Origin of the sequence: Nereida sp. MMG025 (genome assembly GCF_021654165.1) — a bacterium.
GTDB lineage: Bacteria > Pseudomonadota > Alphaproteobacteria > Rhodobacterales > Rhodobacteraceae > Nereida.
In genome coordinates this window covers 981,422-1,006,861 of the sequence record NZ_JAKFZN010000001.1, presented here as the reverse complement: position 1 = coordinate 1,006,861, position 25,440 = coordinate 981,422, and the positions used below count along the sequence as shown (strand labels likewise).

The 25,440-nt window shown below is 56.3% G+C and carries 28 protein-coding genes; 14 read left to right on the top strand and 14 right to left on the bottom strand.

Annotated features, from left to right (window positions below):
* Positions 1 to 18: 18 nt before the first annotated feature.
* Together groL and L1065_RS04985 are read left to right on the top strand one after the other, a co-directional pair.
* Positions 19 to 1,662: a chaperonin GroEL gene (groL, locus tag L1065_RS04990; protein ID WP_237094330.1), complete on the top strand. Its 1,644-nt coding sequence runs from the start codon at positions 19 to 21 to the stop codon at positions 1,660 to 1,662.
* Positions 1,663 to 1,792: 130 nt separating this feature from the next.
* Positions 1,793 to 2,614 (top strand): DMT family transporter, encoded by an 822-nt coding sequence (locus L1065_RS04985; RefSeq protein WP_237094329.1) that lies wholly within the window; start codon positions 1,793 to 1,795, stop codon positions 2,612 to 2,614.
* Here the strand turns inward: L1065_RS04985 and L1065_RS04980 are convergent.
* From L1065_RS04980 to L1065_RS04970, 3 genes are read right to left on the bottom strand one after another with little or no spacing between them, the layout of a single operon-like run.
* A complete protein-coding gene (locus L1065_RS04980) occupies positions 2,611 to 3,672 on the bottom strand; it encodes a 5-(carboxyamino)imidazole ribonucleotide synthase (RefSeq protein WP_237094328.1) in 1,062 nt (353 codons plus the stop codon). The two genes, L1065_RS04985 and L1065_RS04980, sit on opposite strands and share 4 nt — an antisense overlap.
* Positions 3,665 to 4,150, bottom strand: a complete 486-nt coding sequence (gene purE / locus L1065_RS04975; protein ID WP_237094327.1) for a 5-(carboxyamino)imidazole ribonucleotide mutase — start codon at positions 4,148 to 4,150, stop codon at positions 3,665 to 3,667. Before purE ends, L1065_RS04980 begins: the two co-directional genes overlap by 8 nt.
* A 48-nt stretch (positions 4,151 to 4,198) precedes the next feature.
* Positions 4,199 to 4,414, bottom strand: a complete 216-nt coding sequence (locus L1065_RS04970) for a YdcH family protein (RefSeq protein ID WP_237094326.1) — start codon at positions 4,412 to 4,414, stop codon at positions 4,199 to 4,201.
* A gap of 173 nt (positions 4,415 to 4,587) precedes the next feature.
* On the opposite strand from L1065_RS04970, the gene L1065_RS04965 reads away from it, so the two are divergent.
* The 3 genes from L1065_RS04965 (at position 4,588) to L1065_RS04955 (ending at position 6,362) form a co-directional block, all read left to right on the top strand.
* Positions 4,588 to 5,001, top strand: coding sequence for an Hsp20 family protein (locus L1065_RS04965; RefSeq protein ID WP_237094325.1), 414 nt, complete (start codon positions 4,588 to 4,590; stop codon positions 4,999 to 5,001).
* Between the two features lie 3 nt (positions 5,002 to 5,004).
* Entirely contained in the window at positions 5,005 to 5,226 is a 222-nt protein-coding gene (locus L1065_RS04960; RefSeq protein ID WP_370641136.1) for a DUF1150 family protein, read from the top strand.
* Between the two features lie 92 nt (positions 5,227 to 5,318).
* On the top strand, positions 5,319 to 6,362 hold the full coding sequence (locus L1065_RS04955; RefSeq protein WP_237094324.1) for a succinylglutamate desuccinylase/aspartoacylase family protein: 1,044 nt from the start codon (positions 5,319 to 5,321) through the stop codon (positions 6,360 to 6,362).
* Between the two features lie 58 nt (positions 6,363 to 6,420).
* Here the strand turns inward: L1065_RS04955 and L1065_RS04950 are convergent, their stop codons facing one another.
* Positions 6,421 to 8,490, bottom strand: a complete 2,070-nt coding sequence (locus tag L1065_RS04950) for a bifunctional sulfate adenylyltransferase/adenylylsulfate kinase (RefSeq protein WP_237094323.1) — start codon at positions 8,488 to 8,490, stop codon at positions 6,421 to 6,423.
* A 144-nt stretch (positions 8,491 to 8,634) separates the two neighbouring features.
* A complete protein-coding gene (trxB, locus tag L1065_RS04945; RefSeq protein ID WP_237094322.1) occupies positions 8,635 to 9,603 on the bottom strand; it encodes a thioredoxin-disulfide reductase in 969 nt (322 codons plus the stop codon).
* A 193-nt stretch (positions 9,604 to 9,796) separates the two neighbouring features.
* Here trxB and L1065_RS04940 point away from each other — a divergent pair, with 193 nt between their 5' ends.
* Positions 9,797 to 10,297, top strand: coding sequence for an Lrp/AsnC family transcriptional regulator (locus tag L1065_RS04940; RefSeq protein ID WP_237094321.1), 501 nt, complete (start codon positions 9,797 to 9,799; stop codon positions 10,295 to 10,297).
* On the opposite strand, the gene L1065_RS04935 is transcribed toward L1065_RS04940, so the two are convergent.
* The 5 genes from L1065_RS04935 to lgt all read right to left on the bottom strand — a co-directional run bounded on the left by L1065_RS04935 (position 10,294) and on the right by lgt (position 14,332).
* The gene (locus tag L1065_RS04935; RefSeq protein WP_237094320.1) at positions 10,294 to 11,097 is read right to left on the bottom strand and encodes a Hint domain-containing protein; all 804 of its coding nucleotides are present in this window, start codon (positions 11,095 to 11,097) and stop codon (positions 10,294 to 10,296) included. The two genes, L1065_RS04940 and L1065_RS04935, sit on opposite strands and share 4 nt — an antisense overlap.
* Positions 11,098 to 11,302: 205 nt before the next feature.
* The gene (locus tag L1065_RS04930) at positions 11,303 to 11,443 is read right to left on the bottom strand and encodes a hypothetical protein (RefSeq protein WP_237094319.1); all 141 of its coding nucleotides are present in this window, start codon (positions 11,441 to 11,443) and stop codon (positions 11,303 to 11,305) included.
* 192 nt (positions 11,444 to 11,635) lie between these two features.
* Positions 11,636 to 12,391 carry a peptidoglycan editing factor PgeF gene (pgeF, locus tag L1065_RS04925; RefSeq protein ID WP_237094318.1) on the bottom strand — a complete coding sequence of 252 codons (756 nt, stop codon included), beginning with the start codon at positions 12,389 to 12,391 and terminating at the stop codon, positions 11,636 to 11,638.
* A 7-nt stretch (positions 12,392 to 12,398) separates the two neighbouring features.
* Entirely contained in the window at positions 12,399 to 13,451 is a 1,053-nt protein-coding gene (locus L1065_RS04920) for a class I SAM-dependent methyltransferase (protein ID WP_237094317.1), read from the bottom strand.
* Positions 13,448 to 14,332, bottom strand: a complete 885-nt coding sequence (gene lgt, locus L1065_RS04915) for a prolipoprotein diacylglyceryl transferase (protein ID WP_237094316.1) — start codon at positions 14,330 to 14,332, stop codon at positions 13,448 to 13,450. The genes L1065_RS04920 and lgt overlap by 4 nt, the downstream gene beginning before the upstream one ends.
* 104 nt (positions 14,333 to 14,436) lie before the next feature.
* Between lgt and L1065_RS04910 the strand changes: the two genes are divergently transcribed.
* The 5 genes from L1065_RS04910 to L1065_RS04890 all read left to right on the top strand — a co-directional run bounded on the left by L1065_RS04910 (position 14,437) and on the right by L1065_RS04890 (position 17,614).
* The gene (locus L1065_RS04910; protein WP_237094315.1) at positions 14,437 to 14,682 is read left to right on the top strand and encodes an accessory factor UbiK family protein; all 246 of its coding nucleotides are present in this window, start codon (positions 14,437 to 14,439) and stop codon (positions 14,680 to 14,682) included.
* A 299-nt stretch (positions 14,683 to 14,981) separates the two neighbouring features.
* Entirely contained in the window at positions 14,982 to 15,485 is a 504-nt protein-coding gene (locus tag L1065_RS04905; protein WP_237094314.1) for a YbjN domain-containing protein, read from the top strand.
* 29 nt (positions 15,486 to 15,514) lie between these two features.
* On the top strand, positions 15,515 to 16,330 hold the full coding sequence (gene proC / locus L1065_RS04900) for a pyrroline-5-carboxylate reductase (protein WP_237094313.1): 816 nt from the start codon (positions 15,515 to 15,517) through the stop codon (positions 16,328 to 16,330).
* Positions 16,323 to 16,661: a tRNA-binding protein gene (locus L1065_RS04895; RefSeq protein ID WP_237094312.1), complete on the top strand. Its 339-nt coding sequence runs from the start codon at positions 16,323 to 16,325 to the stop codon at positions 16,659 to 16,661. Before proC ends, L1065_RS04895 begins: the two co-directional genes overlap by 8 nt.
* A complete protein-coding gene (locus L1065_RS04890; protein WP_237094311.1) occupies positions 16,658 to 17,614 on the top strand; it encodes a D-glycerate dehydrogenase in 957 nt (318 codons plus the stop codon). Before L1065_RS04895 ends, L1065_RS04890 begins: the two co-directional genes overlap by 4 nt.
* Here the strand turns inward: L1065_RS04890 and L1065_RS04885 are convergent.
* Entirely contained in the window at positions 17,604 to 18,191 is a 588-nt protein-coding gene (locus L1065_RS04885) for a thymidine kinase (protein ID WP_237094310.1), read from the bottom strand. The genes L1065_RS04890 and L1065_RS04885 overlap by 11 nt on opposite strands.
* A 115-nt stretch (positions 18,192 to 18,306) precedes the next feature.
* Between L1065_RS04885 and L1065_RS04880 the strand changes: the two genes are divergently transcribed.
* Positions 18,307 to 18,762: a hypothetical protein gene (locus L1065_RS04880; protein ID WP_237094309.1), complete on the top strand. Its 456-nt coding sequence runs from the start codon at positions 18,307 to 18,309 to the stop codon at positions 18,760 to 18,762.
* Positions 18,762 to 19,478, top strand: coding sequence for an arsenical resistance protein ArsH (gene arsH / locus L1065_RS04875; RefSeq protein ID WP_237094308.1), 717 nt, complete (start codon positions 18,762 to 18,764; stop codon positions 19,476 to 19,478). Before L1065_RS04880 ends, arsH begins: the two co-directional genes overlap by 1 nt.
* A gap of 34 nt (positions 19,479 to 19,512) precedes the next feature.
* On the opposite strand, the gene L1065_RS04870 is transcribed toward arsH, so the two are convergent.
* Positions 19,513 to 20,643: a beta-ketoacyl-ACP synthase III gene (locus L1065_RS04870; protein WP_237094307.1), complete on the bottom strand. Its 1,131-nt coding sequence runs from the start codon at positions 20,641 to 20,643 to the stop codon at positions 19,513 to 19,515.
* Positions 20,644 to 20,866: 223 nt separating this feature from the next.
* Between L1065_RS04870 and L1065_RS04865 the strand changes: the two genes are divergently transcribed.
* The gene (locus tag L1065_RS04865) at positions 20,867 to 21,226 is read left to right on the top strand and encodes a BrnA antitoxin family protein (protein ID WP_237094306.1); all 360 of its coding nucleotides are present in this window, start codon (positions 20,867 to 20,869) and stop codon (positions 21,224 to 21,226) included.
* Between the two features lie 15 nt (positions 21,227 to 21,241).
* Here the strand turns inward: L1065_RS04865 and L1065_RS04860 are convergent, their stop codons facing one another.
* Complete coding sequence (locus L1065_RS04860; RefSeq protein ID WP_237094305.1) at positions 21,242 to 22,012, bottom strand: hypothetical protein; 771 nt, start codon at positions 22,010 to 22,012, stop codon at positions 21,242 to 21,244.
* Positions 22,013 to 22,191: 179 nt separating this feature from the next.
* Positions 22,192 to 25,434, bottom strand: a complete 3,243-nt coding sequence (carB, locus tag L1065_RS04855; protein WP_237094304.1) for a carbamoyl-phosphate synthase large subunit — start codon at positions 25,432 to 25,434, stop codon at positions 22,192 to 22,194.
* Between the last annotated feature and the right edge of the window lie 6 nt (positions 25,435 to 25,440).

Sequence of the window (25,440 nt, the reverse complement as noted above, 5' to 3'; positions counted from 1 at the left end):
TTATAGGAGCATCTGAAAATGGCTGCTAAAGACGTCAAATTCGACACCGACGCCCGCGACCGTATGCTGAAAGGCGTGAACACGCTGGCAAACGCTGTGAAGGTCACGCTTGGTCCAAAAGGCCGCAACGTGGTTCTGGATAAATCCTTCGGCGCACCGCGCATCACCAAAGACGGTGTATCGGTTGCCAAAGAGATCGAGCTTGAAGACAAGTTTGAAAACATGGGCGCGCAGATGGTCAAAGAAGTGGCATCGCGCACCAACGACGAAGCAGGCGACGGCACAACAACCGCGACTGTTCTGGCCCAGGCCATCGTGCGCGAAGGCATGAAATCGGTTGCGGCTGGCATGAACCCGATGGACCTCAAGCGCGGCATCGACATGGCGACAACCAAAGTTGTCGAAGCCATCAAAGCGGCTGCGCGTCCCGTTTCGGACAGCGATGAAGTTGCACAAGTTGGCACAATCTCGGCCAACGGCGAAGCGGAAATCGGTCGCCAGATCGCAGATGCGATGCAAAAAGTTGGCAACGAAGGCGTGATCACTGTCGAAGAAAACAAAGGTCTGGAAACAGAAACCGATGTTGTCGAAGGCATGCAATTTGATCGCGGCTACCTGTCGCCATATTTTGTGACAAACCCGGACAAGATGACAACCGAGCTGGAAGACTGCCTTGTTCTTCTGCACGAAAAGAAATTGTCTTCGCTTCAGCCAATGGTTCCGCTGCTTGAAACGGTCATCCAGTCGGGCAAGCCCCTTCTGATCATCGCCGAAGACGTGGAAGGCGAAGCGCTGGCCACCTTGGTTGTAAACAAACTGCGCGGCGGTCTGAAAATCGCAGCTGTCAAAGCACCTGGTTTCGGCGACCGCCGCAAAGCCATGCTGCAAGACATTGCGATCCTGACAGGCGGCCAAGTGATCTCGGAAGACCTCGGCATGAAGCTGGAGTCGGTGACAATGGATATGCTCGGCACAGCCAAGCGCATCGCGATCACCAAAGACGAGACAACAATCGTGGACGGTGCTGGCGAAAAAGCCGAAATCGAAGCACGCGTTTCGCAAATCCGTCAGCAGATCGAAGAAACAACTTCGGATTACGACAAAGAAAAGCTGCAAGAGCGCGTTGCCAAACTGGCAGGCGGTGTTGCTGTGATCCGCGTTGGCGGTATGTCGGAAGTCGAAGTGAAAGAGCGCAAAGACCGCGTTGATGACGCGCTGAACGCAACACGTGCCGCTGTTCAAGAAGGTATCGTTGTGGGTGGTGGCGTTGCACTGGTGCAAGCTGCAAAATCGCTCGACGGTCTGTCGGGTGAAAACAGCGACCAGGACGTTGGTATCACAATCGTGCGCAAAGCCATCGAAGCGCCACTGCGTCAGATTGCTGAAAACGCCGGTGTTGACGGTGCTGTGGTTGCGGGCAAAATCCGCGAGAGCGATGACAAATCGTTCGGCTTCAACGCTCAGACCGAAGAATATGGCGACATGTTCAAATTCGGTGTGATCGACCCTGCCAAAGTCTGCCGCACTGCATTGCAAGACGCCGCATCGGTTGCAGCTTTGCTGATCACAACCGAAGCGATGGTTGCTGACAAGCCAGCCAAAGATGGCGCACCAGCAGGTGGCGGCATGCCCGACATGGGCGGCATGGGCGGCATGATGTAAGCCACTCCGTTCGCTTTGCGAAGGAACAAATCGGAAGGGCGTCACATTTGTGTGGCGCCCTTTTTTTTGCGTAAGGTGGATTAAGATCCACCTTACTTTGTAAGCACCCAAAACATGTGGAAATCCTGATATGCGCCTGTTTTTGTCCATTTGTCTGGTGATGGTGCTGTTTGCATCCAACACTTTGTTAACGCGTGCCGGTGTTGTCGCAGGCGGGGATCCAATGACGTTTGCCGCCCTGCGGGTTGCGGCTGGTGCGGCAACGCTGTGCGCTTTGGTTCTTTGGCGCGACGGCTGGCCTGAGACCTTTCGGCCAAGCGGATACTGGGGTGCGACGACCCTGTTTATCTACCTCGTCGGGTTCTCATGGGCCAACCTGACGCTCGACGCAGGGATCGGCGCCATCATTTTGTTTGGCACGGTGCAACTGGCGCTGTTCGGCTCGGTGCTGTGGCGCGGCGATGCGGTGCCGACCATGCGGTGGGCGGGCATGATCGTGGCGTTTGCAGGATTGATCTGGCTGGTGTGGCCCACACAGACGGTCAGGCTGGACCTTATGGGTGTGGCCCTCATGGTCACGGGTGGATTGGGGTGGGCGGGGCACACCCTTATTGGTCAAAAATCCTCGACACCTTTACGCGCCTCTGCGGTCAATTTCGGACTGGCCGCAATAGCGCTTGCCCCGTTTCTTTTCTGGATCGCCGATATGCCGCCACATGTGATGCTTCTGGCGGTCGCGTCGGGGGCGCTTGCTTCTGGTTTGGGGTATGCCCTTTGGTATGCGGTCCTGCCCCAGATTGATACGACAACAGCAGGGGTCGCACAGCTGTCCGTCCCCGTTATTGCAGCCGTGGGTGGGCTGCTGTTTTTGTCCGAAGCGCCGACATGGGCCAATGTCGCTGCAGGGTGTCTTGTGCTGGCGGGTATCGGGCTAAGCCAAATACGACGTTAGATCAGGTGATTGACATGGCCCATCTTGCGGCCTGCTTTCACCTCGGCTTTCCCATAAAGATGAAGCGCCGCACCTGTCGCCGCCAGCTCTGGCACGCGGTCCATATCTGCACCTATCAGATTTTCCATCCGCACGTCCGAGTGGCGCGACCCGTCACCAAGGGGCCAACCCGCTACGGCGCGGATGTGTTGCTCAAACTGGCAAATAGTGCAGCCGTTTTGGGTCCAGTGTCCCGAGTTGTGCACACGCGGCGCAATCTCGTTCACGATCAAACCGTCCTTGGTGACGAAAAGCTCGACGCCCATAACCCCGATGTAGTCCAGTGACGTCAGAATGCGTCCTGCCAACAAAACGGCATCTGTTTTGAGCGACGCGGGGATCGGGGCAGGGACGGTGGTAGTATGTAAGATACCGTCCTTGTGCACGTTCATCCCCGGATCGTAACACACCACCTGGCCACCCGCGCTGCGCGCGCCGATGATGCTGATCTCTGCTGTGAAATCGACAAACCCTTCCAACACAGCAGGCGCAGCTTGCATTTGCGCCAAGGCGTCTGCGGCATCCGTGTCGGCGTTGATGCGCACCTGACCCTTTCCATCATATCCAAAGCGGCGGGTTTTCAAAATCGCGGGGCGCCCGAAATCGCTCAGGGCCGCCTCCAGCGATGCAAGATCCGTGATATCCGCATAAGGTGCGGGGGTAAGCCCCAGACTGCCCAGAAAGTCTTTTTCGGTCAGGCGGTCTTGCGACGTTGCAAGGGCACGCCGATTTGGGCGAATGGGCTTGAGGCTTTCCAGAAGGTCCAATGCAGCGGTCGGGATATTCTCAAACTCATAGGTGATCACATCCACATGTGCCGCAAATTCGCGCAATGCCTCAGCATCTTCATAGCTGGCGGTGGTCACTGCATGTGCCACGTCACCCGCAGGCGGATTTTCGGATGGCTCAAAGATATGGCATTTAAGCCCGAGCCGAGAGGCGGCAACCGACAACATACGGCCCAGTTGACCACCGCCCAAAATCCCGATGGTCGCTCCAGTTGGCAAGGGATCAGTCATCGACAGGGGCCTCGGGGATGGAGGCGGCAAGTGCCGCACGCCACGCATCAAGGCGGTCTGCAAGCGCGGCATCCGACGTCGCCAGGATACCAGCAGCCATCAGGCCGGCATTTGCCGCACCCGCCGCACCAATGGCCATCGTTGCAACCGGAAAGCCCTTTGGCATCTGAACGATGGAATAAAGACTGTCGACACCTGAAAGCGCCTTGGTCTGCACAGGCACACCCACAACGGGCACACGGGTTTTCGACGCCATCATCCCGGGCAAATGCGCGGCACCACCGGCGCCTGCGATAATAACTTTCAAACCACGTGCCGCGGCGGTTTTGCCGTAATCCCACAATCGATCAGGGGTGCGGTGGGCGGAAACGATCCGTGTCTCATAAGGTACGCCAAGTTCGTCCAGAATACCGGCCGCCTCGCGCATGGTTGGCCAATCGCTTTGGCTGCCCATAATGATCCCAACTGTTACGGACATCACGGTCCCCTTTTTGTCGTGAAGCGCCCTTATAGCAGGCGCGATATGTCACGCAATGATGTCTGGGGTCAGACGGTCCTCAAGGACCGCAATCTTATCTTTCAGATGAAGCTTTTGTTTTTTCAGGCGTTGCAAGGTCAGCCTGTCAAACGCACCCTCTGACAGGGCCTCGATTGCTGTATCCAGATCACGATGTTCTTGCCGCAAGACATCAAGCTTGATCCGCAAGACCTCTTCGTTTTGCATCTCGAACTGCGCGTTCATGCTGGATTTCCTCTTAAATAGCAGAGCCTTAGCATAGCGATTCTTGACCGTTTCGGCTAGGAAAACTTATGCCAGACCTTGCAAGGCGAGGCTGGCTTGCCCATATTTGAAAGGATTGGGGGTGCCGTTCGGGCCCCCGCTTATTTCGTCGCTTTATAACAAGGACGTTGAAGATGACAAAACTGACCTTGGGGACCCATCCTTATCTTTTGGGGTTTGAGCAGCTGGAACGGCTGGTTGAACGTTCGGCCAAAACAGGCAACGAAGGCTACCCCCCTTACAATATCGAACAGACCTCAGACACTTCCTATCGCATCACATTGGCGGTTGCAGGCTTTGGCGAGGGTGATCTGTCTATCACGGTTGAAGACAGCCAGATGGTCATTCGTGGCAGGCAGTCCGATGACAGCGAGGGGCGTGTGTTTTTGCACCGCGGCATCGCGGCGCGGCAGTTCCAGAAAAGCTTTGTTCTGGCCGATGGCGTCGAAGTGGGGGAGGCATTGATCGAAAACGGTCTGCTGCATGTCGACCTGAAACGCAGTGTTCCCGACACCGTTGTTCAAACAATTCAGATCAAGAAAGGATAAGACATGGCCATGCGTTCTTTTGAGGATATGACCGAAAAAACTGTTTACGTAAAACCCGTTGGTTTGGCTGAATTGCCCGAAGACGTCCGCGCCCAAGCGGGCGATGTGGATCAGCTTTTTGCGGTCCACAATTCGGATGGCGAACAGCTTGCATTGGTGGCTGACCGAAAGCTGGCATTCGTGCTGGCGCGCCAAAACGATATGGAGCCTGTGACGGTTCACTGATCGGTTGCGCGTCCTGCTTTCATAAAAGCCCGCTTGCGACAGCGGGCTTTTTTCTGTTCAGGTGCGCAAAATGAATTGTGAAAGTCGCCACTATGCCCATGCGTCCCCCTTTTGAATTGGCAGGAGTTTCTGTCACAGCGGGATCCCAAGCCACCGTCGAATTGCCTGTCAGCGTGCTGGCCGATCACACGCCAGTTGGGTTGCGTGTGCAGGTGCTGCACGGCAAGCGATCGGGACCAACCGCATTTGTCAGCGCGGCTGTTCACGGCGATGAGGTTGTCGGCGTTGAGATTGTCCGGCGGTTGCTGAACGTATTGGACATAAAATCGGTGCGGGGGACTTTGCTGGTTGTCCCTGTGGTCAACGCTTTCGGCTTTTTGAATCGCTCGCGCTATTTGCCCGATCGCAGGGATTTGAACCGCTCTTTCCCTGGGTCATCACGCGGCTCTTTGGCGTCTAGGTTGGCGCAAATCTTTCTCGACGATGTGGTCAGCCCGTGTAGTTTTGGCATCGATCTTCATTCGGCCGCCGTGCACCGCACGAACCTGCCGCAATGCCGCGTCAGCCCATCCAATCCGAACACACTTTCGATGGCTCGTGTCTTTGGCGCGCCTGTTATCTTGCGCTCTGCTTTGCGCGAGGGGTCCCTGCGGGCCGAGGCCGAAGCCCGCGGCGTAGATGTGTTGTTATACGAAGCAGGCGAGGGGCTTAGGTTTGATGAAATGGCCGTGCGTGCAGGTGTGACGGGCATCCTGCGCGTGTTGCATCAGGCGGGCATGTTACCCTCAAAGGGAATTCCCAAAGTTAAGAACCCCCCGATGGTCTGCGCGTCCAGTCAATGGTTGCGCGCGCCCGCCGGTGGGTTGTTGCGCACGTTTAAAGGAGATGGGGATGTGGTCGGGGCGGGCGATGTCATGGCATCGGTTGCCGACCCGTTCGGCGCGATCGAGGCCGAGATCGTGGCCCCGTCAGATGGCATCGTAATCGGTCGCGCTGTGATGCCTTTGGTTAACGAAGGCGATGCCGTGTTCCACTTGGCGGACTTGCCCAAACGCGGGGATGCAGAAAGTACGGTCGAAGACATAGCAGCAGAGTTGGAAGCGTCGCCCTTGTTTGACGAGGACGAAATCATCTAGATCGGCAGGTAAGGTGGATCAAAATCCACCTTACTTTTTCATGTCTCGACAGCGTTGATCAGCCTTTGATCAGCCCCATGCTTTCCAGCTTCAGCAGAACCTGGTGCGCACAGTTGTCGACATCGACATTCTCTGTCTCAACAACAAGTTCGGCATTTTGGGGAACATCGTAGGGGTCGGAAATCCCAGTGAATTCCTTGATTTTGCCCTCGCGTGCCAGCTTGTAAAGCCCCTTGCGGTCGCGGCGTTCACATTCCTCGATGGACGTTGCAACGTGGACTTCGATGAAGGCACCAAATTGTTCGATGTCTTCACGCACAGCACGGCGGGTTGTGGCATAAGGCGCGATGGGCGCGCAAATGGCGATACCACCGTTTTTGGTAATCTCTGACGCGACATAGCCGATGCGGCGGATGTTCAGGTCACGGTGTTCTTTGCTAAAGCCAAGTTCGGATGACAGGTTTTTGCGAACAATATCACCGTCAAGCAACGTCACAGGACGACCGCCCATTTCCATCAACTTCACCATCAACGCATTGGCGATGGTCGATTTGCCCGAACCAGAAAAGCCGGTGAAGAAAACGGTGAACCCTTGCTCGGCCCGTGGCGGGCGCGTGCGGCGCAGCTCTTCAACAACTGTCGGGAAGCTGAACCATTCGGGGATTTCCAAACCTTCGGCCAAACGACGGCGCAATTCGGTGCCTGAGATGTTCAGGATCGTGACGTCATCCTTGTCTTCGATCTCATCGGCGGGCTCGTACTGGGCGCGGTCTTGCACATAAACCATGTGCTTAAAGTCGACCATTTCGATGCCCATTTCTTCTTGGTGCTCGCGGAACAGGTCCTGCGCATCATAGGGGCCGTAAAAGTCCTCGCCTTGGCTGTTCGATCCAGGGCCAGCGTGGTCACGACCAACGATGAAATGGGTGCAGCCGTGGTTTTTGCGGATCAGACCGTGCCATACGGCCTCACGTGGGCCAGCCATACGCATCGCCAGGTTCAACAGCGACATGGTTGTGGTCGACTGCGGGTATTGGTCCAGCACAGCCTCGTAGCAACGCACGCGTGTGAAGTGATCAATATCGCCGGGCTTTGTCAGGCCAACAACAGGGTGGATCAACAGGTTCGCTTGGGCTTCTTTGGCCGCGCGGAACGTCAGTTCCTGGTGGGCGCGGTGCAGCGGGTTGCGGGTTTGGAACGCCACAACTTTGCGCCAGCCCAACTTGCGGAAGTACGCGCGCAATTCGTTCGGCGTGTCGCGGCGGGCTTTGAAATCATAGTGAACCGGTTGCTGGATGCCTGTCACAGGGCCGCCCAGATAGATTTTGCCAGCCGTGTTGTGCAGGTAGTTCACTGCAGGGTGGGCGCTGTCATCGGCACCAAAGACCTTTTCAGCCTCACGCGATTTATTCGGTGTGTAGCGATCGGTCACAGTCATCGTCGCAAGGATCACACCTTCTTGGTCGCGCAGGGCGATGTCTTGCCCGATTTCCAGCGACGCGGCGAAGTCTTCGGACACATCCAGCGTGATCGGCATCGGCCAAAGCGATCCGTCTGCAAGGCGCATGTTTTCGACAACACCGTTATAGTCGTCTTCACCCAAGAACCCTTTGAGCGGGTTGAACCCGCCGTTCATCAGCAGTTCAAGATCGCAGATCTGGCGCGGCGTCAGGTCGTGGCTGACCAGATCAGCCGCTTCGACTTTCAGCTTTTGTGCACTGTCATAGCTGACATACAGCTCAGGGATGGGGGCAAGGTTGTTTTCCATAAGAGAGGTCCTGTGTTTGAGCGGGACAAACCCGCTGGTGGTTCCTGTGAGCTCGGCATGAAGTGCGTCGTACTCAGCAAATTTTCGGGTGAGAAAACGGTCGGTGAGGCGGTTTTTTTCGGCTGCACCTTTGGTTGTGATTGAGTAAGCGTAGCGCTGACGCTTGTCGGCACTGTCACGATCCGAGATTTTTACAAATCCCGCGTCCGTCGCGGTGCGCAAAAGCGTGTTGAGCCGACCCAAAGACACCCCGATGGCCGTTGCCATCGCGCGTTGCGATGCATCTTCCGCGCGATCCAATTCGCGCAGTAGACGGAAGAGCTGGTCTTCTTCTTCGGGTTTCAAGATTGCAGCGCTCACAGCGGTTCACTCGTAGTTTGTTCACGAGCGAACGTTTCGCAGGAATTATATGTTCACGCCAGAACAAACTTGGTTTGCGAGCGTTTATCGCCCCGAGGCCACAGGATGTTGCCGTTCAAACACAGGTTTGTGTCCGTTTTGCGGCTATTCCGCCGCTGCCACGGCGTCTGTTTCCTCACTCTCTGCTAGGAAACGCTCGACCTCAAGCGCGGCCTGACATCCCATACCAGCCGATGTGATGGCTTGGCGGTATTGCCAATCCGTGATGTCTCCTGCCGCGAAGATGCCCGGAATGCTCGTGGCTGTGCTGTCGGGCTTGGTTACAACATACCCGCCCATATGCGTTTCCAGCACGTCTTTCACCAATTCGTTCGAAGGCGCATGACCAATGGCAACAAAGACACCTTTGCATGGGATATGAGTGATCTTGCCCGTTTTGGTGTGTTTGACATTAATGCCCTCTACGCCAAGCGGCATGTCTGTGCCCGTCACCTCAACCATCTCGTGAAACCACAGCGGTTCGATCTTGGGGTTCTTCATAAGGCGGTCGATCAGGATTTTCTCGGCACGCAACTCATCGCGGCGATGCACAAGCGTCACTTTGCTGGCGAAGTTTGTCAGGAACAGTGCTTCTTCCACAGCGGTATTGCCGCCACCAATCACCACGATTTCCTGTCCGCGATAGAAAAAACCGTCGCAGGTTGCGCAAGCTGAGACGCCAAAGCCTTTGAATTTTTCCTCTGTCTCAAGACCCAACCATTTGGCCCGTGCACCCGTGGCAAGGATCACAGTATCGGCCGTGTAGGTTGTGCCGCTATCGCCGTGGGCCACGAAAGGCCGCGCATCGGTATCCAGCTTGGTGATGATGTCGCCGATGATTTCGCAGCCCATCGCTTTGGCATGATCTTGCATGCGGATCATCAGGTCGGGGCCTTGGACTTCTGTGTCACCCGGCCAGTTTTCAACCTCTGTTGTGGTGGTCAGCTGGCCGCCAGGTTCAATGCCCTGCACAAGGATTGGCTCCAACATGGCGCGACTTGCATAGACGCCCGCCGTGTAGCCCGCGGGGCCAGAGCCGATGATCAGAACTTTGGTGTGACGTGTCTCGGCCATGGCGGCAGCCCCCTTGGTGAATCTCAATACGTGTTTTGCATGATATACCTACGGTTCGGCACGGTTGAAAGGGGGCAGGATGTTAGCGGTCTCATTGCAGATCGCGAATTATTCTTGCGCATTTGCGAAACATTATTGCGCATCCTGCGTGTTTGACGTAAGGAATTAGTAGCGAGATTTGGGAGTGCACGGGATGGCTGGATCGAAACTTGATCCGATTGATCGGATGATTTTGGCGGAATTGCAGGCGGATGGCCGTATGACCAACGTTGAGTTGGCCAAACGCGTCGGGATTTCTGCGCCGCCCTGTCTACGCCGTGTTCGCACGCTTGAAGAATCTGGCTACATCAAAGGGTATCATGCCCAAGTGGACGCCCGTGAACTTGGGTTCGAAGTGCAAGTCTTTGCGATGGTTGGCCTGCAAAGCCAGGCAGAGGCGGACCTAAGCGCGTTTGAAGCGCGCTGCAACGACTGGCCGCTTGTGCGCGAGTGCCACATGCTGAACGGCGAGGTGGATTTCATTTTGAAATGCGTGGCCCCTGACCTGAGCAGCTTTCAATCCTTCCTCACCTCCGAGCTTTTGACAGCCGATAACGTGGGCAGCGTGAAAACATCGCTTGTGATCCGCGGTGCCAAGCACGAACCGGGTGTGCCGTTCGATGTGCTGGAAGCGCGGCTCAGTAAATCAGCCTAGGCGCTGCGCAGGCTGTTCAATTCTTCAAATGTCAGGCGTGGATAGGCAAGCGGCCCAAAGTCGCCAAGCCGTTTAACGTGTGGGAACAGCGATAGATACAGCCCAAGCATATCCCCCGTAAGGACCGAACCAAGCTGCCCACCCGGGTGATAGCTTTCGACCTCCATTCCATTCGCAATCACCATGCAGTGGCGCGAAAAGCCAAGGTGAAACACTGGAACGGGCGAAGGGGGCGTCACCTCAATCACACTCATGCCGTCGACAAAGCTGCGCGCGTGGATCAGGGCAGCATCCGTGCCAATCATCGCAGTCAGATCAGCGGCGCGGTGCAGAATGCGTGCACGTGGCCCAAGCAGCAAATCAGGAGCAGGACGTCCCATTCCGAAGCTATCTGTCGGAAGGCGTGTCAGGCGCCCCATGTCCTCGTCCTGGCCCGGCGCATCGGGCACGACCATCATAGTGCCCTTCCACAACAAAGGAAGCGGCCCATGAGACACAGTATTTACCTTATCACCCGGCCACAGATCTTCAATCGCGGTCTGGCCATTGGGTGTCGAGATCAAACACCCGCGCGCAAAGGCCGAAAACGCATCTTCGAACACAGCTTTGGCAGGTGCGAGGCGGGACAAATCCATAATGTCCCCGTTGGCGGCAAGATATGTCGCCTCAAACTTGCGCAGTAACGGTTTCGGACGGGCAGGTTGATCGTTGGAGTGGACGATCCGAGGCGTAGCAACCGCAACTTGGGTCTGAGAAGCCCGCACTGGTTGCGCAGGTTGGAGGGAGCCCGTGTTTTTCATGTCAGCACCTTTTGGTCCTGCATTCAGCGTCGGCCCCCACCGACAACACTTGAACGCGTTACGTTAACAAGTGATGAAACAATGCGAGGTGGAAAGGTGTGTTGTCAAAAAACGGGCGGTTTTAGACGCGGATGCGCGAACAATCCCACCGAAATACAAACGATTTGCGACGTTTCGGCCGTAAATCCTGCCATATTTTGATTCGTTAGGCGCTTTTCTTGGTGGTGTCAGACCGACGCGCAATCATGGCCGCACGGCGTGCCCCACGCGCCCACGGCATCGGAACGGATTGCGCTTTGGTTGCTTCAGCGATGATATTTTTGGTGCGGATGGATTTGCGTGTCATTGGTCTGCCTCAAGTCTTTTGTTGAGACAGGTATCGCGTAACATTCGGGCGGCGTTTGGGCTGAATTGCTATACTTTGGGGAATGTTTTAGGCAAATTGAACGGATTGGATGTCGCCCATGGGCGTTGTTTTACTGGCTTTGAAACAATCCAGCCTGAATTTGGGTCATTGTTTCGCCCAAATTGCCCTTCGCTACAATCGAATGGTTGAGATCAACCGGCCATAATCGGCTTCTTTTGCGTGAACGCTGCGGCGATATGAAAAGAACCGTTCTGCATCATGATAGGTGCAATGGCGCGTCCATTCTGCATGCGCCACACCTGCGCTGCGCAGGCGGTGCAATCCAAAAGCGGGAAGATCAAACTGCATGCGATCGCCTTCGCCTTGGGCAAAGAAACGGGCAAAGCTGTCATCCTCGGCGATAAAATCCTCAAAGAATTCTGGCCCGACTTCATAAGCGCGTTGACTGATGCTTGGCCCGATCACCGCGGTAATGTCACGTCGATTTGCGCCCAGATGTTCCATCGCTTCAATGGTGTTTTCAAGAATGCCGCAAAGCGCACCTTTCCAACCAGCATGGGCCGCACCGATGACGCCCGCTTGGGGATCGGCCAAAAGGACAGGTTGGCAATCGGCGGTCAGGATCCCAAGGGCAATTCCTTTGGTTGCCGTCACCATCGCATCCGCCTTTGGCGGCGCGCGCAACGGTGCATCAATCACATGGACATCCGCGGAATGATATTGATGAACCGTCGCCAAAGCTTCTGTCGCCACATTCATGGCCTGAGCGACGCGCGCGCGGTTTATATCGACCATCTGGCTTTGATCGCTGCTGCCTTTGCCGCAGTTCAGCCCGTGAAACACGCCGCTTGATGCGCCGCCTTTTCGCGTGAAAAAGCCATGTTGAACGGGGCCAAGGGCGTCTGCAGTGATAATCTCAAGCGTCATAAAAACATCATGTTGTCAGGCCAGCGAGCGGCGGGGCGTTGGCGGGCAAAAGGCCCAGAACTTTGAACAGGGTTCCCATTTCTGATGGATGCGTCAAGCGGCGATGGGCAGAAATATGCGCGTCCAACGCGTCTGCTTCAAGCGACTGCGCCAAGGTCTGTGCCCGGGCCGTGATGCCGAGGCGTTCCAAATACACCCCCTGAGGCGTCAATCGGGTGTGCGCACATTTGGCGGCGCTCGCCAAGGTTTCAAAATCCACATGGGCCGTCAGATCCGCATGGCCGATATGATCCAGGGGTGCCACCGCCCTATGCCCTTTGAGGGCCTGTAACGTATCACCAAGTGATCGCCAATCGCCGTAGTCGATGATCAAAGCCGCGCCGCCATGAGTTTCGATCCGCTGGCTGATGCTTTCGATAATGGGGGCGGCCATCGGGCAGTGTTCGATCACATCCCCGTCGGCCGTATCTTCCAGCCTATGGGCAAGATGCGCGAAAGGCGTGGCCGCCCCGAGCCCGAAAGATAGCGCGCCGTCGATCAAAGCGATGTGCCGCTCGCGCCATGCAGCCCCGTCACGCTCGAATTGTCGGATGGGCAGCGCGTCAAAGAACTCATTTGCGACCAGAAAGGTGGGCAGCTGCGGTAAGCTTTCGACGGTATCGTGGTGGGTCACACGCCCAAGCAGCTGTGATTGGGCCGCCCGCAAAACCAGACTTGCCTCAACCAGATGGACCTGTGCGGCCTGCGCGAACCCCTGCACCTTTGACGCGGCCCGCAACATATCGGCCATCAGCGTTCCGCGCCCGGGCCCAAGCTCAACCAGCGCAAAATCGGGCGGCGCGCCCTGATCGAGCCAAGCCTGCGCCAAACACAACCCAAGCATTTCGCCAAACATCTGGCTGATTTCAGGCGCGGTAATGAAATCCCCCCGCGCGCCCAAGGGGTCACGCGTTGCATAGTAACCCATCGTCGGGTGCATCAACGCGTCCGCCATAAACTCCGCCACGGTCAGGGGGCCGTTTCGGGCGATCCGCGCTTGGATGTGGTCGGTCAGGCTCATGTTGTTTTGCGACTGCGCAGGAACAGCCAAAGCCCAATCGCGATCATCGGCAGTGACAAAAGCTGGCCCATCGTAAATCCGTATCCGCCAATGTGCAGGGCTAGGCCAAGCGGATTGTCATCGGTGCGAAATTGAAAATCCGGCTGTCGGAAAAACTCAACACAGAAACGAGCCGCCCCATAGCCCGCAAAGAAGATGCCAGTGGCGGCCATGGGTCGTCTTAAAAGGCCGCGGCGGAAGGCCAGATAAAGAAGGAGCGCCCCCAAAAGCAAGCCTTCCAGGACCGCCTCATAGAGCTGCGATGGATGACGCGCACACGCCCCTGCGACCTCTGGGCAAAATTGGGCAAGATCCCCCGGAAAGATCACGGCCCACGGCACATCCGTTGCGCGGCCCCACAGCTCTGCATTGATAAAATTGGATAGACGTCCCAGTAGAATTGCCGGTGCAACTGCAATGGCAAGCGCGTCGGACAGGTGCCAGAGCGGAATTTTGTGCCGCCTGCTGTAGATATAGACGGCCAGAACAACCCCGATAAAACCGCCGTGAAACGACATGCCGCCCGTCCATATCATCGGAATTTCGAGCGGATTTTGAAGGTAGTGAAGGGGGCGATAGAACACCACAAACCCAAGGCGGCCCCCCGCGATGACGCCGATCACAATCCAAGTGAGCAAGTCTTCGGCTTGTGAGGCTGGCATGGGGGATGTGGAATTGGGCCACAATGCGGGGCGCTTGAGCGCGGCCACCACAATGCGCCAGCCGATAATAATCCCTACGATATAGGCCATCGCATACCAGCGCAGCGCAAATTCAAATCCGAAAATGGAAATCGAGAATATCTCGGGCGAGATGTCGGGAAACGGGATGGCAGCAATCATATGTGCGCGGTCCTTTGGTTGGCCTGCGACGCATGGTGGCTTGAGACTGCGCCGTTTCGCCCCCATATAGAGGACAAAGGGATACGACCGAAAGGGCATACGCAATGCAAACCCGCAATAAGATCATGGATGACATCAGCCAGCTGATGACCAACGCAATGGGCGTAGCCCAGGGCGCAAAAGATGAAGCCGAGACGGCGATGAAATCATTGATGGACCGCTGGCTTGCGGACCGCGATCTGGTGACACGCGAAGAATTTGATGCAGTACGCGCGATGGCGCAAAAGGCCCGCGAAGAAAACATGGCGCTTTCTGCGCGGCTGGATGCTTTGGAAGCCAAAAAGAAGTGATCTGATTGGGCGGGCTAGGGCCCGCACATGATGTTTTATCGGGGCGCTGCCCCGAACCCCGAGGTATTTCGCCAACAATGAAAGGTGCAGATGCAGGTTGCGTTTGCGCCTTTTTTCTTGTGTCCGATTTCCAAGTTACCCACAACTTATTGTGGTCCCTACAAATTATTGTCTTTACAGGAACCCCCTTCATGGCACAGCATATAGGTGAGAGAGGTGATAAAAATACATCCTCTTGCGCAGGCACCTAGCGCTAGGCCACTGCCACTGGTCAGCGCCAAACTGGAAAGGCCGCAGCCATGGCAGTCTCAGAGCGGTATCTGGAAACAGACGACCTTCACCCGATTGATATTGTCGAACATATCGCAGAGCATCACGCCTGGGATTTTGACCGTATCCACGACGATCAAATTGCCATGGCCGTCGAGGGCCAATGGCGCACCTATTCGATTACCCTTGCCTGGTCGGCGTACGATGAAACGCTGCGTTTGATCTGCACGTTCGAGATGGAGCCGCCAGAAGATAAGCTCCCTAATCTTTATGAGGCTTTGAACGCTGTAAACGATAATTGTTGGGCAGGGGCTTTTTCATATTGGAACGCCCAAAAGCTGATGGTGTATCGCTATGGGCTGATCCTTGCAGGCGGCCAGGTGGCCAGCCCTGATCAGATTGACACGGCAATCACCGCTGCTGTCATGTCAGCGGAACGGTATTATCCTGCGTTCCAGCTGGTCACATGGGGCGATCAAAGTGTCGACAGCGCGTTGCAAACAGCCATTGCAGAGGCCTACGGGCGCGCATAACCTTTCTTCCGTAAGAGTGCGGAGGGGACATGGATTTCACAGAAATCGAGCGGCGCGGTCTGGTTCTTTTGGGCTGCGGAAAGATGGGGTCAGCTATGCTGGAAGGCTGGCTATCCCAAGGGCTGAGCGTCAGGTGCGTCCACGTGCTCGATCCGCATCCATCTGAATGGTTGCGCGGGCAGAGTGTTGCGCTCAACCAGACCTTGCCGCCCAATCCGGCCATTGTTTTGATTGCTGTAAAACCTCAGATGATGGGCGACGCCCTTCCCGCGATGCAAACCCTTGGAAATGGCGATACGTTGTTTGTGTCCGTGGCTGCAGGGATCACGATCGCCCGTTTCGAAGAAGTTCTGGGTGATCAAACCCCGATCATTCGCGCGATGCCAAATACGCCCGCCGCCGTTGGGGCGGGCATTACAGCGACCATCGGTAACGCCCATACATCTGATGCGCAGCTTGATATGGCAGAAGGTCTGCTTGCGGCGGTCGGGCAGGTTGTCCGACTTGAAAACGAAGGCCAGATCGATGCCGTCACAGGCGTTTCGGGGTCTGGCCCTGCTTACGTGTTTCACCTTGTAGAAACATTGGCGGCGGCGGGCGAGGCGCAGGGATTGCCACAGGACATGGCGATGCGTCTGGCCAAGGCGACGGTCGCAGGGGCTGGCAAGTTGGTGATGGAGGCCGATGAGACCCCGTCGCAGCTTCGGGTCAATGTGACGTCTCCAAATGGAACCACGCAGGCAGGGTTGGACGTTTTGATGGATCAGGAGACTGGCCTGCCGCCCCTGATCCAAAAAACGGTTGCCGCGGCTGCTGCACGGTCAAAGGAATTGGCCAATGGCTGAGATCTCATTCGATGATTTTATGAAGGTGGATATCCGCGCAGGGCGCATCACGCGGGCCGAGCCTTATCCCGAAGCGCGAAAACCGGCCATCAAGCTTTGGGTGGATTTCGGCGGGGAGATCGGGGAAAAAAAGTCCTCGGCCCAGATCACCACGCACTACAGCCCCGATGCCTTGGTCGGGAAAACGGTCATGGCGGTGGTGAATTTTCCGCCCCGTCAAATTGGTAAATTCATGTCCGAAGTCTTGGTTCTCGGTGTTCCTGACGACGCCGGAGAGGTTGTTTTGCTAACACCCGACAAGGATGTTCCGACAGGGGGGCGCTTGTTTTGAAGACCCTTTTGATCACCCGCGAGCTGCCCCAAAGAGTGCTTGAGGCTGCAAAATCTATCGCGCAGGTAACCATCCGCGCGGATCAATCGCCCATGCAAATGGCCGAGGCCAAGCAGGCTTTGTCGGACTATGACATGATTTTGCCGACCTTGGGGGATCAGTTTAACGGCGATGTGTTTGACCGCGCGTCGCGGTGTCGGTTGCTGGCCAACTTTGGTGTTGGATACAACCATATTGATGTGGGCGCCGCTGTGGCCGCTGGTTTGCAAGTCAGCAATACGCCCGGTGCGGTGACTGATGCGACAGCCGATATTGCCCTGACCCTCATCTTAATGACCGCCCGCCGCGCAGGAGAGGGCGAGCGGATGGTCCGCGCGGGTACGTGGGATGGCTGGCACCCCACTCAGCTGTTGGGCATGCATCTGGGCGGGCGCACCCTTGGTATCATCGGGATGGGGCGGATCGGCAAAGCAATTGCAAAACGTGCGCATTTCGGATTTGGCATGGATATTGCTTACTATAACCGTTCCAAGGTTGCGGATTTTGGCGTGCCGGCCACGCAACTGGGCAGCATCGAAGCGGTGCTTGCGGCAGCCGATATTGTGGTGCTGGCGGTGCCCGCAACGCCCCAGACACGCCATCTTATGAATGCAGACCGCTTTGCACAGATGCAGCGCCACGGGCTGCTGATCAACATCGCACGCGGCGATATTATCGATGAGGCGGCCTTGGTCGCTGCGCTGCAATCAGGCCAGATCGCTGGTGCAGGTCTGGATGTTTATGAGCGTGAACCCATTGTTTCCAAAGAGCTTTTGCAGATGGAAAATGTGACCCTGCTGCCCCATCTTGGAACGGCAGCGTTGAATGTCCGAGAGGACATGGGGTTGATGGCTGTGGACAACATCAAAGCCTTTCTGGATGGGGCGCCCTTGCCAAACGGGGTTACGGCTTAGCCGCCTGCATCGCGGCGCGCCAGTGCTTGCGACAAAGCGAAACATAGCTTTCGTTGCCGCCAATCTGGACTTGCGCACCATCGGCCAACACTGTGCCATCCGTGTCTTGTCTGACGACCATTGTAGCCTTCTTTCCACAATGACAAATGGTGCGCACCTCGCGCATTTCATCGGCCAGTGCCAAAAGAGCCGCGGATCCGGGAAAGAGCTTGCCGCGAAAATCAACGCGCAGCCCGTAGCACATGACGGGCAACCCCAAATCATCCACCGCGCGGGCCAGTTGCCAGACCTGCGCTTCGGTCAGAAACTGGGCCTCGTCAATAAACACACACGCGCAGGGGCCTGCCGCTTTGCGGGCCTCCAACTTGGCAAACAGATCATCGGTTTCGTCGAATGTGTCGGCCTTTTCACCAATTCCGATGCGCGACGCGATCATGCCGTCGCCTGCGCGATTGTCAAAACGCGCAGTCAACAGGTATGTCTGCATCCCACGTTCGATGTAGTTGTGCGAGGCTTGCAGCAAGACGGTCGATTTGCCAGCGTTCATCGTCGAGAAATTGAAGTATAGTTTTGCCATATGCTGTGGCTACTCAAGCAACAATGCGCTTGCAAGTTGTGATTGGCACGGGTTGTTTCTCGTTTCCTTGGGGGACAATGATGGTAAGAAGTAGCTAGTCAAATCTGAGGGTATCATGAGTTCATATGGCAACTATCTGAAAAAGCACACCGAGGCTTTGGTCAAGGATGTGGGAGTCGAAGCGGCCTGCGAGTTGACTGGTAAATCCAAGGCCACGATTGGACGATACTATTCGGATTCCGATGAGCATACGGGCCGGTTCATGCCAATCGATTCTGTCGCCGCCTTGGAGGCCGCAAGCTCGTTTCCGCATGTGACCGCCGCTTTGGCAGAGCTGCGTGGGATCACTTTGACCTATGACAATTCGGCCAAGAACAGCGAAAGCGGTGGCGTGAATGCGGATGTAATCGCGCTGTCACAACGATTTGCAATGCTGATGGGTGAATACAATCAATCGATTGCCGACGGTGTAATCACGGTGAACGAGGCCAAGCGATTGTTAAGCGAAACATTGGCGCTCCAACGGGTATTGATGGATATGAAGCTTCATCTGGAAAACGAGATGACGTGATGGATTTCGGCGATCTTCCCAACCTGGTCGAAGGGCAGCTGCACCCGATTTCGCCACAAGGTTTGATTGCTGAGGGCGATGACGGCCACGCGCCGCGTATTTTGATGCTGTATGGTTCTGTGCGGCCAAACAGCTATAGCAGGGCAGCGGCGCAAGAAGGTGCACGCGTTTTGACGGCCCTTGGCTGTGACGTTAAATTCTTTGATCCCAGTGGCTTACCCCTGCCAGATGATGCAGAGCCCGATCACCCCAAAGTGGCCGAGTTGCGTGAGTTGGCGCTTTGGTCTGAAGGGATGGTCTGGTCCAGCCCCGAACGTCACGGCGCGATGACAGCGATCATGAAGGCGCAGATTGATTGGCTCCCGCTTGCGCCTTTGGGGGGAATTCGTCCAACCCAGGGAAAGACACTGGCGTTGATGCAGGTCTGCGGTGGCTCCCAAAGTTTCAATGCCGTGAACCAGATGCGCATACTGGGGCGTTGGATGCGGATGATCACAATCCCCAACCAGTCCAGTGTGCCAAAGGCGTGGTTGGAATTTGAGCACGATCGCATGAAGCCATCACCGCTCTACAATCGGATCGTGGATGTGATGGAAGAGCTGGTGAAGTTCACTTATATGACACGCGGGCGGTCAGCTTATTTGACGGATCGCTATTCCGAACGGGTTGAAAGCGTCGAAGCTGTGCATGCGCGTGTAAGCCAAAAGTCTGATTAAGCGGCGTCCTCCTTTTTGTGATGCTGCCATTTAATCACGAATGTGCTAATTTTTTCTGAACAACCACACTTCCAACCGAATATCCCGCACCAAAGCTGCAAATCAGCCCATGTGCGCCGTTCTCCATGTCATTGGAATGTTTGGAAAAAGCGATAATGCTGCCTGCGCTGGATGTGTTGGCGTAATCTTGCAGAATATTGGGTTGCTCATGCGGTTCGGGCGTACGGCCGAGGACTTTTTTGCCGATGTAGTCATTCATCGTTTTGTTGGCCTGATGCAGCCAGAGGCGCTTTAGATCGTCTTTTGATACGTTTTCTTCAGCCATGTGATCGGCGATATGTTGGCTGACCATCGGCAGAACTTCTTTGAAAACCTTGCGCCCGTTTTGCATGAATTGCATGTCGCGGCGGTCCTCCATCTGGTCGCGTGTGCGGCGCAGAAAGCCGTTGTTGTTGCGGATGTTGTTGGAAAACTGGGTCGCGCAACGGGTTGATTTTACTTCGAAATACGCACCCGTTGCGGCTTCGGCCCGTTCGATAAAGACGGCTGTGGCCACGTCACCAAAGATGAAATGGCAGTCGCGGTCGCGCCATTCCAGATGGGCGCTGCAAATCTCGGGGCAGATGACCAAGGCACTGGAGATACTGCCGGATTTCACCATATCAACGGCAGCCTGGATCCCGAATGTCGCCGACGAGCAGGCGACATTCATATCAAAGGCAAATCCACCTGCGCCCAAAAGCTGTTGGATTTCAATGGCGATGGCCGGGTAGGCGCGTTCGTGGTTGGAGGCTGCGCAAAGGATGGCGCCAACGTCGGCTGCGGATTTTCCCGCCATTTCAAGGGCTTGGCGCGCGGCATCCACACCCATTTCGGCCATGATGGACGGCGCATCATCGGGGCGCGCGGGCAATTTCGGAAACAGACGAGAGGGGTCGAGAACGCCGTTTTTGTCCATGACGAAGCGGTTTTCGATGCCAGAGGCGGCATGGATGAAATCGGAAGAGGAATGGGCCATCGCTGCGATCTGGCCTGTCTCGATTTTATCAGCGTTTTCAGTGTTATAGCGATCGGCGTAGGCGTTGAAAGCGACGACCAGTTCATCATTTGTGATGACATTTTCAGGGGTAAAGACCCCGTGGCCTGTGATTGCTGGTGTGTGCATCGCGTGTCCCCCTTATTTCAAAGGGATTTGGGGCTATCGGGACGGTGAGGTCAAGCGCGACGTTACGGCGTTGCGCGGCCCGCAACCCGGGCCAGCAGACGGGGTATGGCCTAGCGTCTGCTCACGGTATGGCAATGCGTCAGACGTTCGGTGGTGTAGGAAAGCGTTAACGATTTAACGGCATCCTTGGACCCGTTCGACAGCACCCGGAAAGGACCGAGCGATGAAAGGTGAACCGTTTTACGGATATGGAATACCCAAGACAAAGGCCCAGCGCCGCGCCTATCTGGACGCGGTGAAGGCAGGACGCAAGCTGGAGGTGGACGCGCAATACGCCAAACGCATGGCGCGGCACATGCCGCAGGATTGGGTGCATTTTGAGGAATGGCACAAGCCCGATTGGAAGCCCAAAACAAAGGTCACACTGCGCGTGGATGATGTGACGCTGAAGTATTTCAAGGCAATGGGGCCGGGGTATTCAACGCGGCTGAATTTGGTGCTGCGGTACTATACGCAGATGCAACTGGCGGGCTTTTTGAAGGGCGACGAGATGGAGGTGGAGGAGGTGTTTGAGGGGGGGTGAGGCGCTTAGGGGTGTTCAGCGTGCTTCTTTTACGAAAACAACATCCATCTCAGGGCGATCTTTTTCATTATAGGGGCTGAATTTCTTGCTCTTCACAAGTCTTAGCCCTTCCTTGGTAATTGGGCGAGCAAACAAGCGTGAATAACGACCCGAATTTACGAAGTGCGCCGTCCTATCAATTACGAATGCTCGCGCTTGCCTGTTGTTAGGTTCGGCAGCTAACATCCCAATGTATAAGGCACAATTCTTCGAATGGGATGTCCGTATCCATGATACGGCTTTAGTCGACCCGAAGCTAAACTCACGCTCTTTGATAGCTTGCTCACCCGATCTTGTGAGTGGCAAGAGTACAAAGTATCCAACAATCTTCCGAGTTCGTATATCTATTACCTTCTTCCACCCCTTTTTACACTTTCCATAGATGGCTCTGGTGACGCTTTCGGATGTTCGACCGTCTGTTGTTGCCCCGTAAATCTTAAGAATATCCGGAATATCGTCGGCGTCCATGTCCTCACATACGAAGTGCTGCAGCCGTCGTCGCAACACGCCCTCAGTAGCAAATCTAGATTCTACTGAAAGCTGACTAATTGTGGACCAAAGAAGCCAAAAAACGCTTAGTGAAAAAATCAAAAGGATGCCAATGAATGACCATTCTACTATCTCCATGTAAGGAGAAACCCACGGCACGCGATCTTCTACAATGTCATCTAAATCGAGGACGCTGCCAGTAATCCCAGCCGCGCCGAATATCAATCCAAAATATGCCGCTGCTCGGGACGATAACATTTACGTTTTACATTAGCTGATTTTTTATACGTCCTCTCACGTACATCAGCATCAGTAAGTTCGCAATGTTAATCACTAAGCAGCATAGCAGAACTACAAATTCAGCAGTCATTTCCATATCCAACAATTGGCCCAATATCTTTATTTTTCAATATAGATATTATGTCAATTTTCTGTTATTATTTATCGCCCGCCTGCAACGCCACCACTTCGATCTCGCCTTCTGATCGGGCTTTCATCGCCAGTGCTGCGGCGTGGGAGGCGGCGGCGGTGGTGAAGTAGGGGATTTTGTCGTAGAGCGCGACCGAGCGGATTTCGCGGCTGTCTTCAATGGCTTGGGTGCCTTCGGTGGTGTTCAGCACAAGGCTGATCTGCCCGTCTTTCAGTTGATCGACCACGTTGGGCCGCCCCTCGTAGACTTTGTTGACGACTTCGATGTCCAGCCCCGTGGATTTCAGGAAATCGGCGGTGCCGCGGGTGGCCATGATCTTGTGGCCCAAGCCTGCCAGCACCGTTGCGGCCTCAAGGATGTCATCGGATTTGTCGGCGTCCTTGATCGAGAAGAACACTTTGCCAGTTCCGTCCTTGGGCAGGTCGGTGCCTGCGCCCATTTGCGCCTTGAGGAAGGCCATGTGGAAATCTTTGTCGCTGCCCATGACCTCGCCTGTCGAGCGCATTTCTGGCCCAAGGATCGTGTCGACGCCCGGGAAACGGGCGAAGGGCAGCACAGCTTCTTTGACGGCAAAGGTGTCGGTGATCGGGTCGACCAACGTGAAGTCGCCCAGCTTGGCGCCTGCCATGACCTGTGCGGCGATAGAGGCGATGGGCGAGTTCACGGCTTTGGCCACGAAAGGCACGGTGCGCGAGGCACGCGGGTTCACTTCGATCAGGTAGATGTCACCGTCTTTGACCGCGAATTGCACGTTCATCAGGCCGACCACGTTCAGCCCGCGGGCCAGTGCTTCGGTCTGGCGGCGCAGCTCTGCGATGGTTGCGTCAGACAACGAATAGGGCGGCAGCGAACAGGCGCTGTCGCCAGAGTGCACGCCTGCTTCTTCGATGTGCTGCATAATGCCAGAGACATGCACATCGGTGCCGTCAGAGAGCGCGTCGACATCGATTTCCACGGCCCCTGCAAGGTAGCTGTCCAACAGCACGGGGCTGTCGCCCGAAACCACCACGGCTTCGTTGATGTAGCGAGTCAGTTGGGCGTCGTCGCGCACGATTTCCATGGCGCGGCCCCCCAGAACATAGGAGGGGCGGATGACCAGTGGGTAGCCCACGTCTTGGGCGATTTGCATGGCCTCGGCGCCAGAATGGGCGATGCCGTTCTTGGGTTGTTTGAGGTCAAGCCGTTCGACAAGGGCTTGAAAACGCTCGCGATCTTCGGCCAGATCAATCGCGTCGGGCGAGGTGCCGAGAATGGGGATGCCTGCGGCCTCAAGCGCGTTGGCCAGTTTCAGCGGGGTCTGGCCGCCGAACTGGACGATGACGCCGTGCAGCGTGCCGTTGTCCTGCTCAACGCGCAGGATTTCCATGACGTGCTCAAAGGTGAGCGGCTCGAAATACAGACGATCCGAGGTGTCGTAGTCGGTCGAGACAGTCTCGGGGTTGCAGTTGACCATGATGGTCTCGAACCCCGCGTCCGTGAGCGCGTAGCAGGCGTGGCAGCAGCAGTAATCAAACTCGATCCCCTGTCCTATGCGGTTGGGGCCACCGCCCAGAATAACCACTTTTTTGCGGTCTGAGGGGCGGGCCTCACACTCCACGTCGCCCATCATCGGGGCTTCATAGGTGGAATACATGTAGGGGGTTTGCGCTTCGAACTCGGCGGCGCAGGTGTCGATGCGTTTGAACACAGCGGTGACGCCAAGGTTGTGGCGCGCGCGGCGCACGTTGTCTTCGTCGCGGCCTGTGAGTTTGGCCAATCGCGCATCGGTGAAGCCCATCATCTTGATGTGGCGCAGGGCCGTTTCATCGGTGGGCAGGCCGTTTTTGCGCAGGTCTGTTTCTGCGTCGATGATCTCGCGGATGCGGTCAAGGAACCACGGGTCGAACATGGTGGTCGCGTGGATGTCTTCGTTGCTCAGCCCGTGGCGCATGGCTTGGGCGATGGTGCGCATGCGGTCGGGGGTTTGCTTGCTGATCGCTTTGATGATGGCGGATTTTTCGGGCGCGCCTTCGATCTCGATCTCGTCAAAGCCCGTGAGGCCCGATTCCATGGAGGCGAGCGCCTTTTGGAGCGACTCGTGAATGGTGCGGCCGATGGCCATGGCTTCGCCCACGGATTTCATGGCCGTGGTGAGGTAAGGTTCGGAGCCCGGGAATTTCTCAAAGGCGAATTTCGGGATTTTGGTGACGACGTAGTCAATCGTCGGCTCAAAAGACGCAGGTGTGACGCGGGTGATGTCGTTGTCCAGCTCGTCCAGCGTGTAGCCCACAGCCAGTTTTGCCGCGATTTTCGCGATGGGAAAGCCCGTGGCTTTGGACGCCAGCGCAGAGGAGCGCGACACACGTGGGTTCATCTCGATCACGACCATGCGGCCATCGGCGGGATTTACGGCCCATTGCACGTTGGAGCCGCCTGTTTCCACACCGATCTCGCGCAGCACATTGATAGAGTGGGTGCGCATCAGTTGGTATTCTTTGTCGGTCAGCGTCAGGGCAGGGGCCACGGTGATGCTGTCACCTGTGTGCACACCCATGGGGTCCACGTTTTCGATGGAACAGACGATGATGGCGTTGTCGGCGGTGTCGCGCACGACTTCCATCTCAAACTCTTTCCAGCCCAGAAGCGACTCGTCGATCAGGATCTGGTTGACGGGGCTGGCATCGAGGCCGGTTTTGCAAAAATGTTCGTAATCTTCGCGGTTATAGGCCACGCCGCCGCCTGTGCCGCCCATGGTAAAGGCGGGGCGGATGATTGCAGGCAGGCCGATGTCTTCCAGCGCATCCATACATTCTTCAAAGGTGTTGGCGATGGTGGCGCGGGGGTTTTCGATGCCCAGACGGTCCATCGCCTCGCGGAAGAGTTTGCGGTCTTCGGCCATTTCAATCGCGTCGCGTTTGGCGCCGATCAGTTCCACATCATATTTGTCCAGAACGCCCAGATCATCCAGCGCCAGCGCCGTGTTCAGCCCTGTTTGCCCGCCCATCGTGGGCAGCAGCGCGTCGGGGCGTTCTTTGGCGATGATCTTTTCGACCACATCGGGCGTGATCGGTTCGATATAGGTGGCGTCTGCCAGCCCCGGGTCGGTCATGATGGTGGCGGGGTTGGAGTTGACCAGAATGACGCGGTAGCCTTCTTCGCGCAGGGCCTTGCAGGCTTGTGCGCCAGAATAGTCAAATTCGCAGGCCTGGCCAATAATAATGGGGCCCGCACCAATAATCATGATCGACTGGATGTCGGTACGCTTTGGCATGGCAGT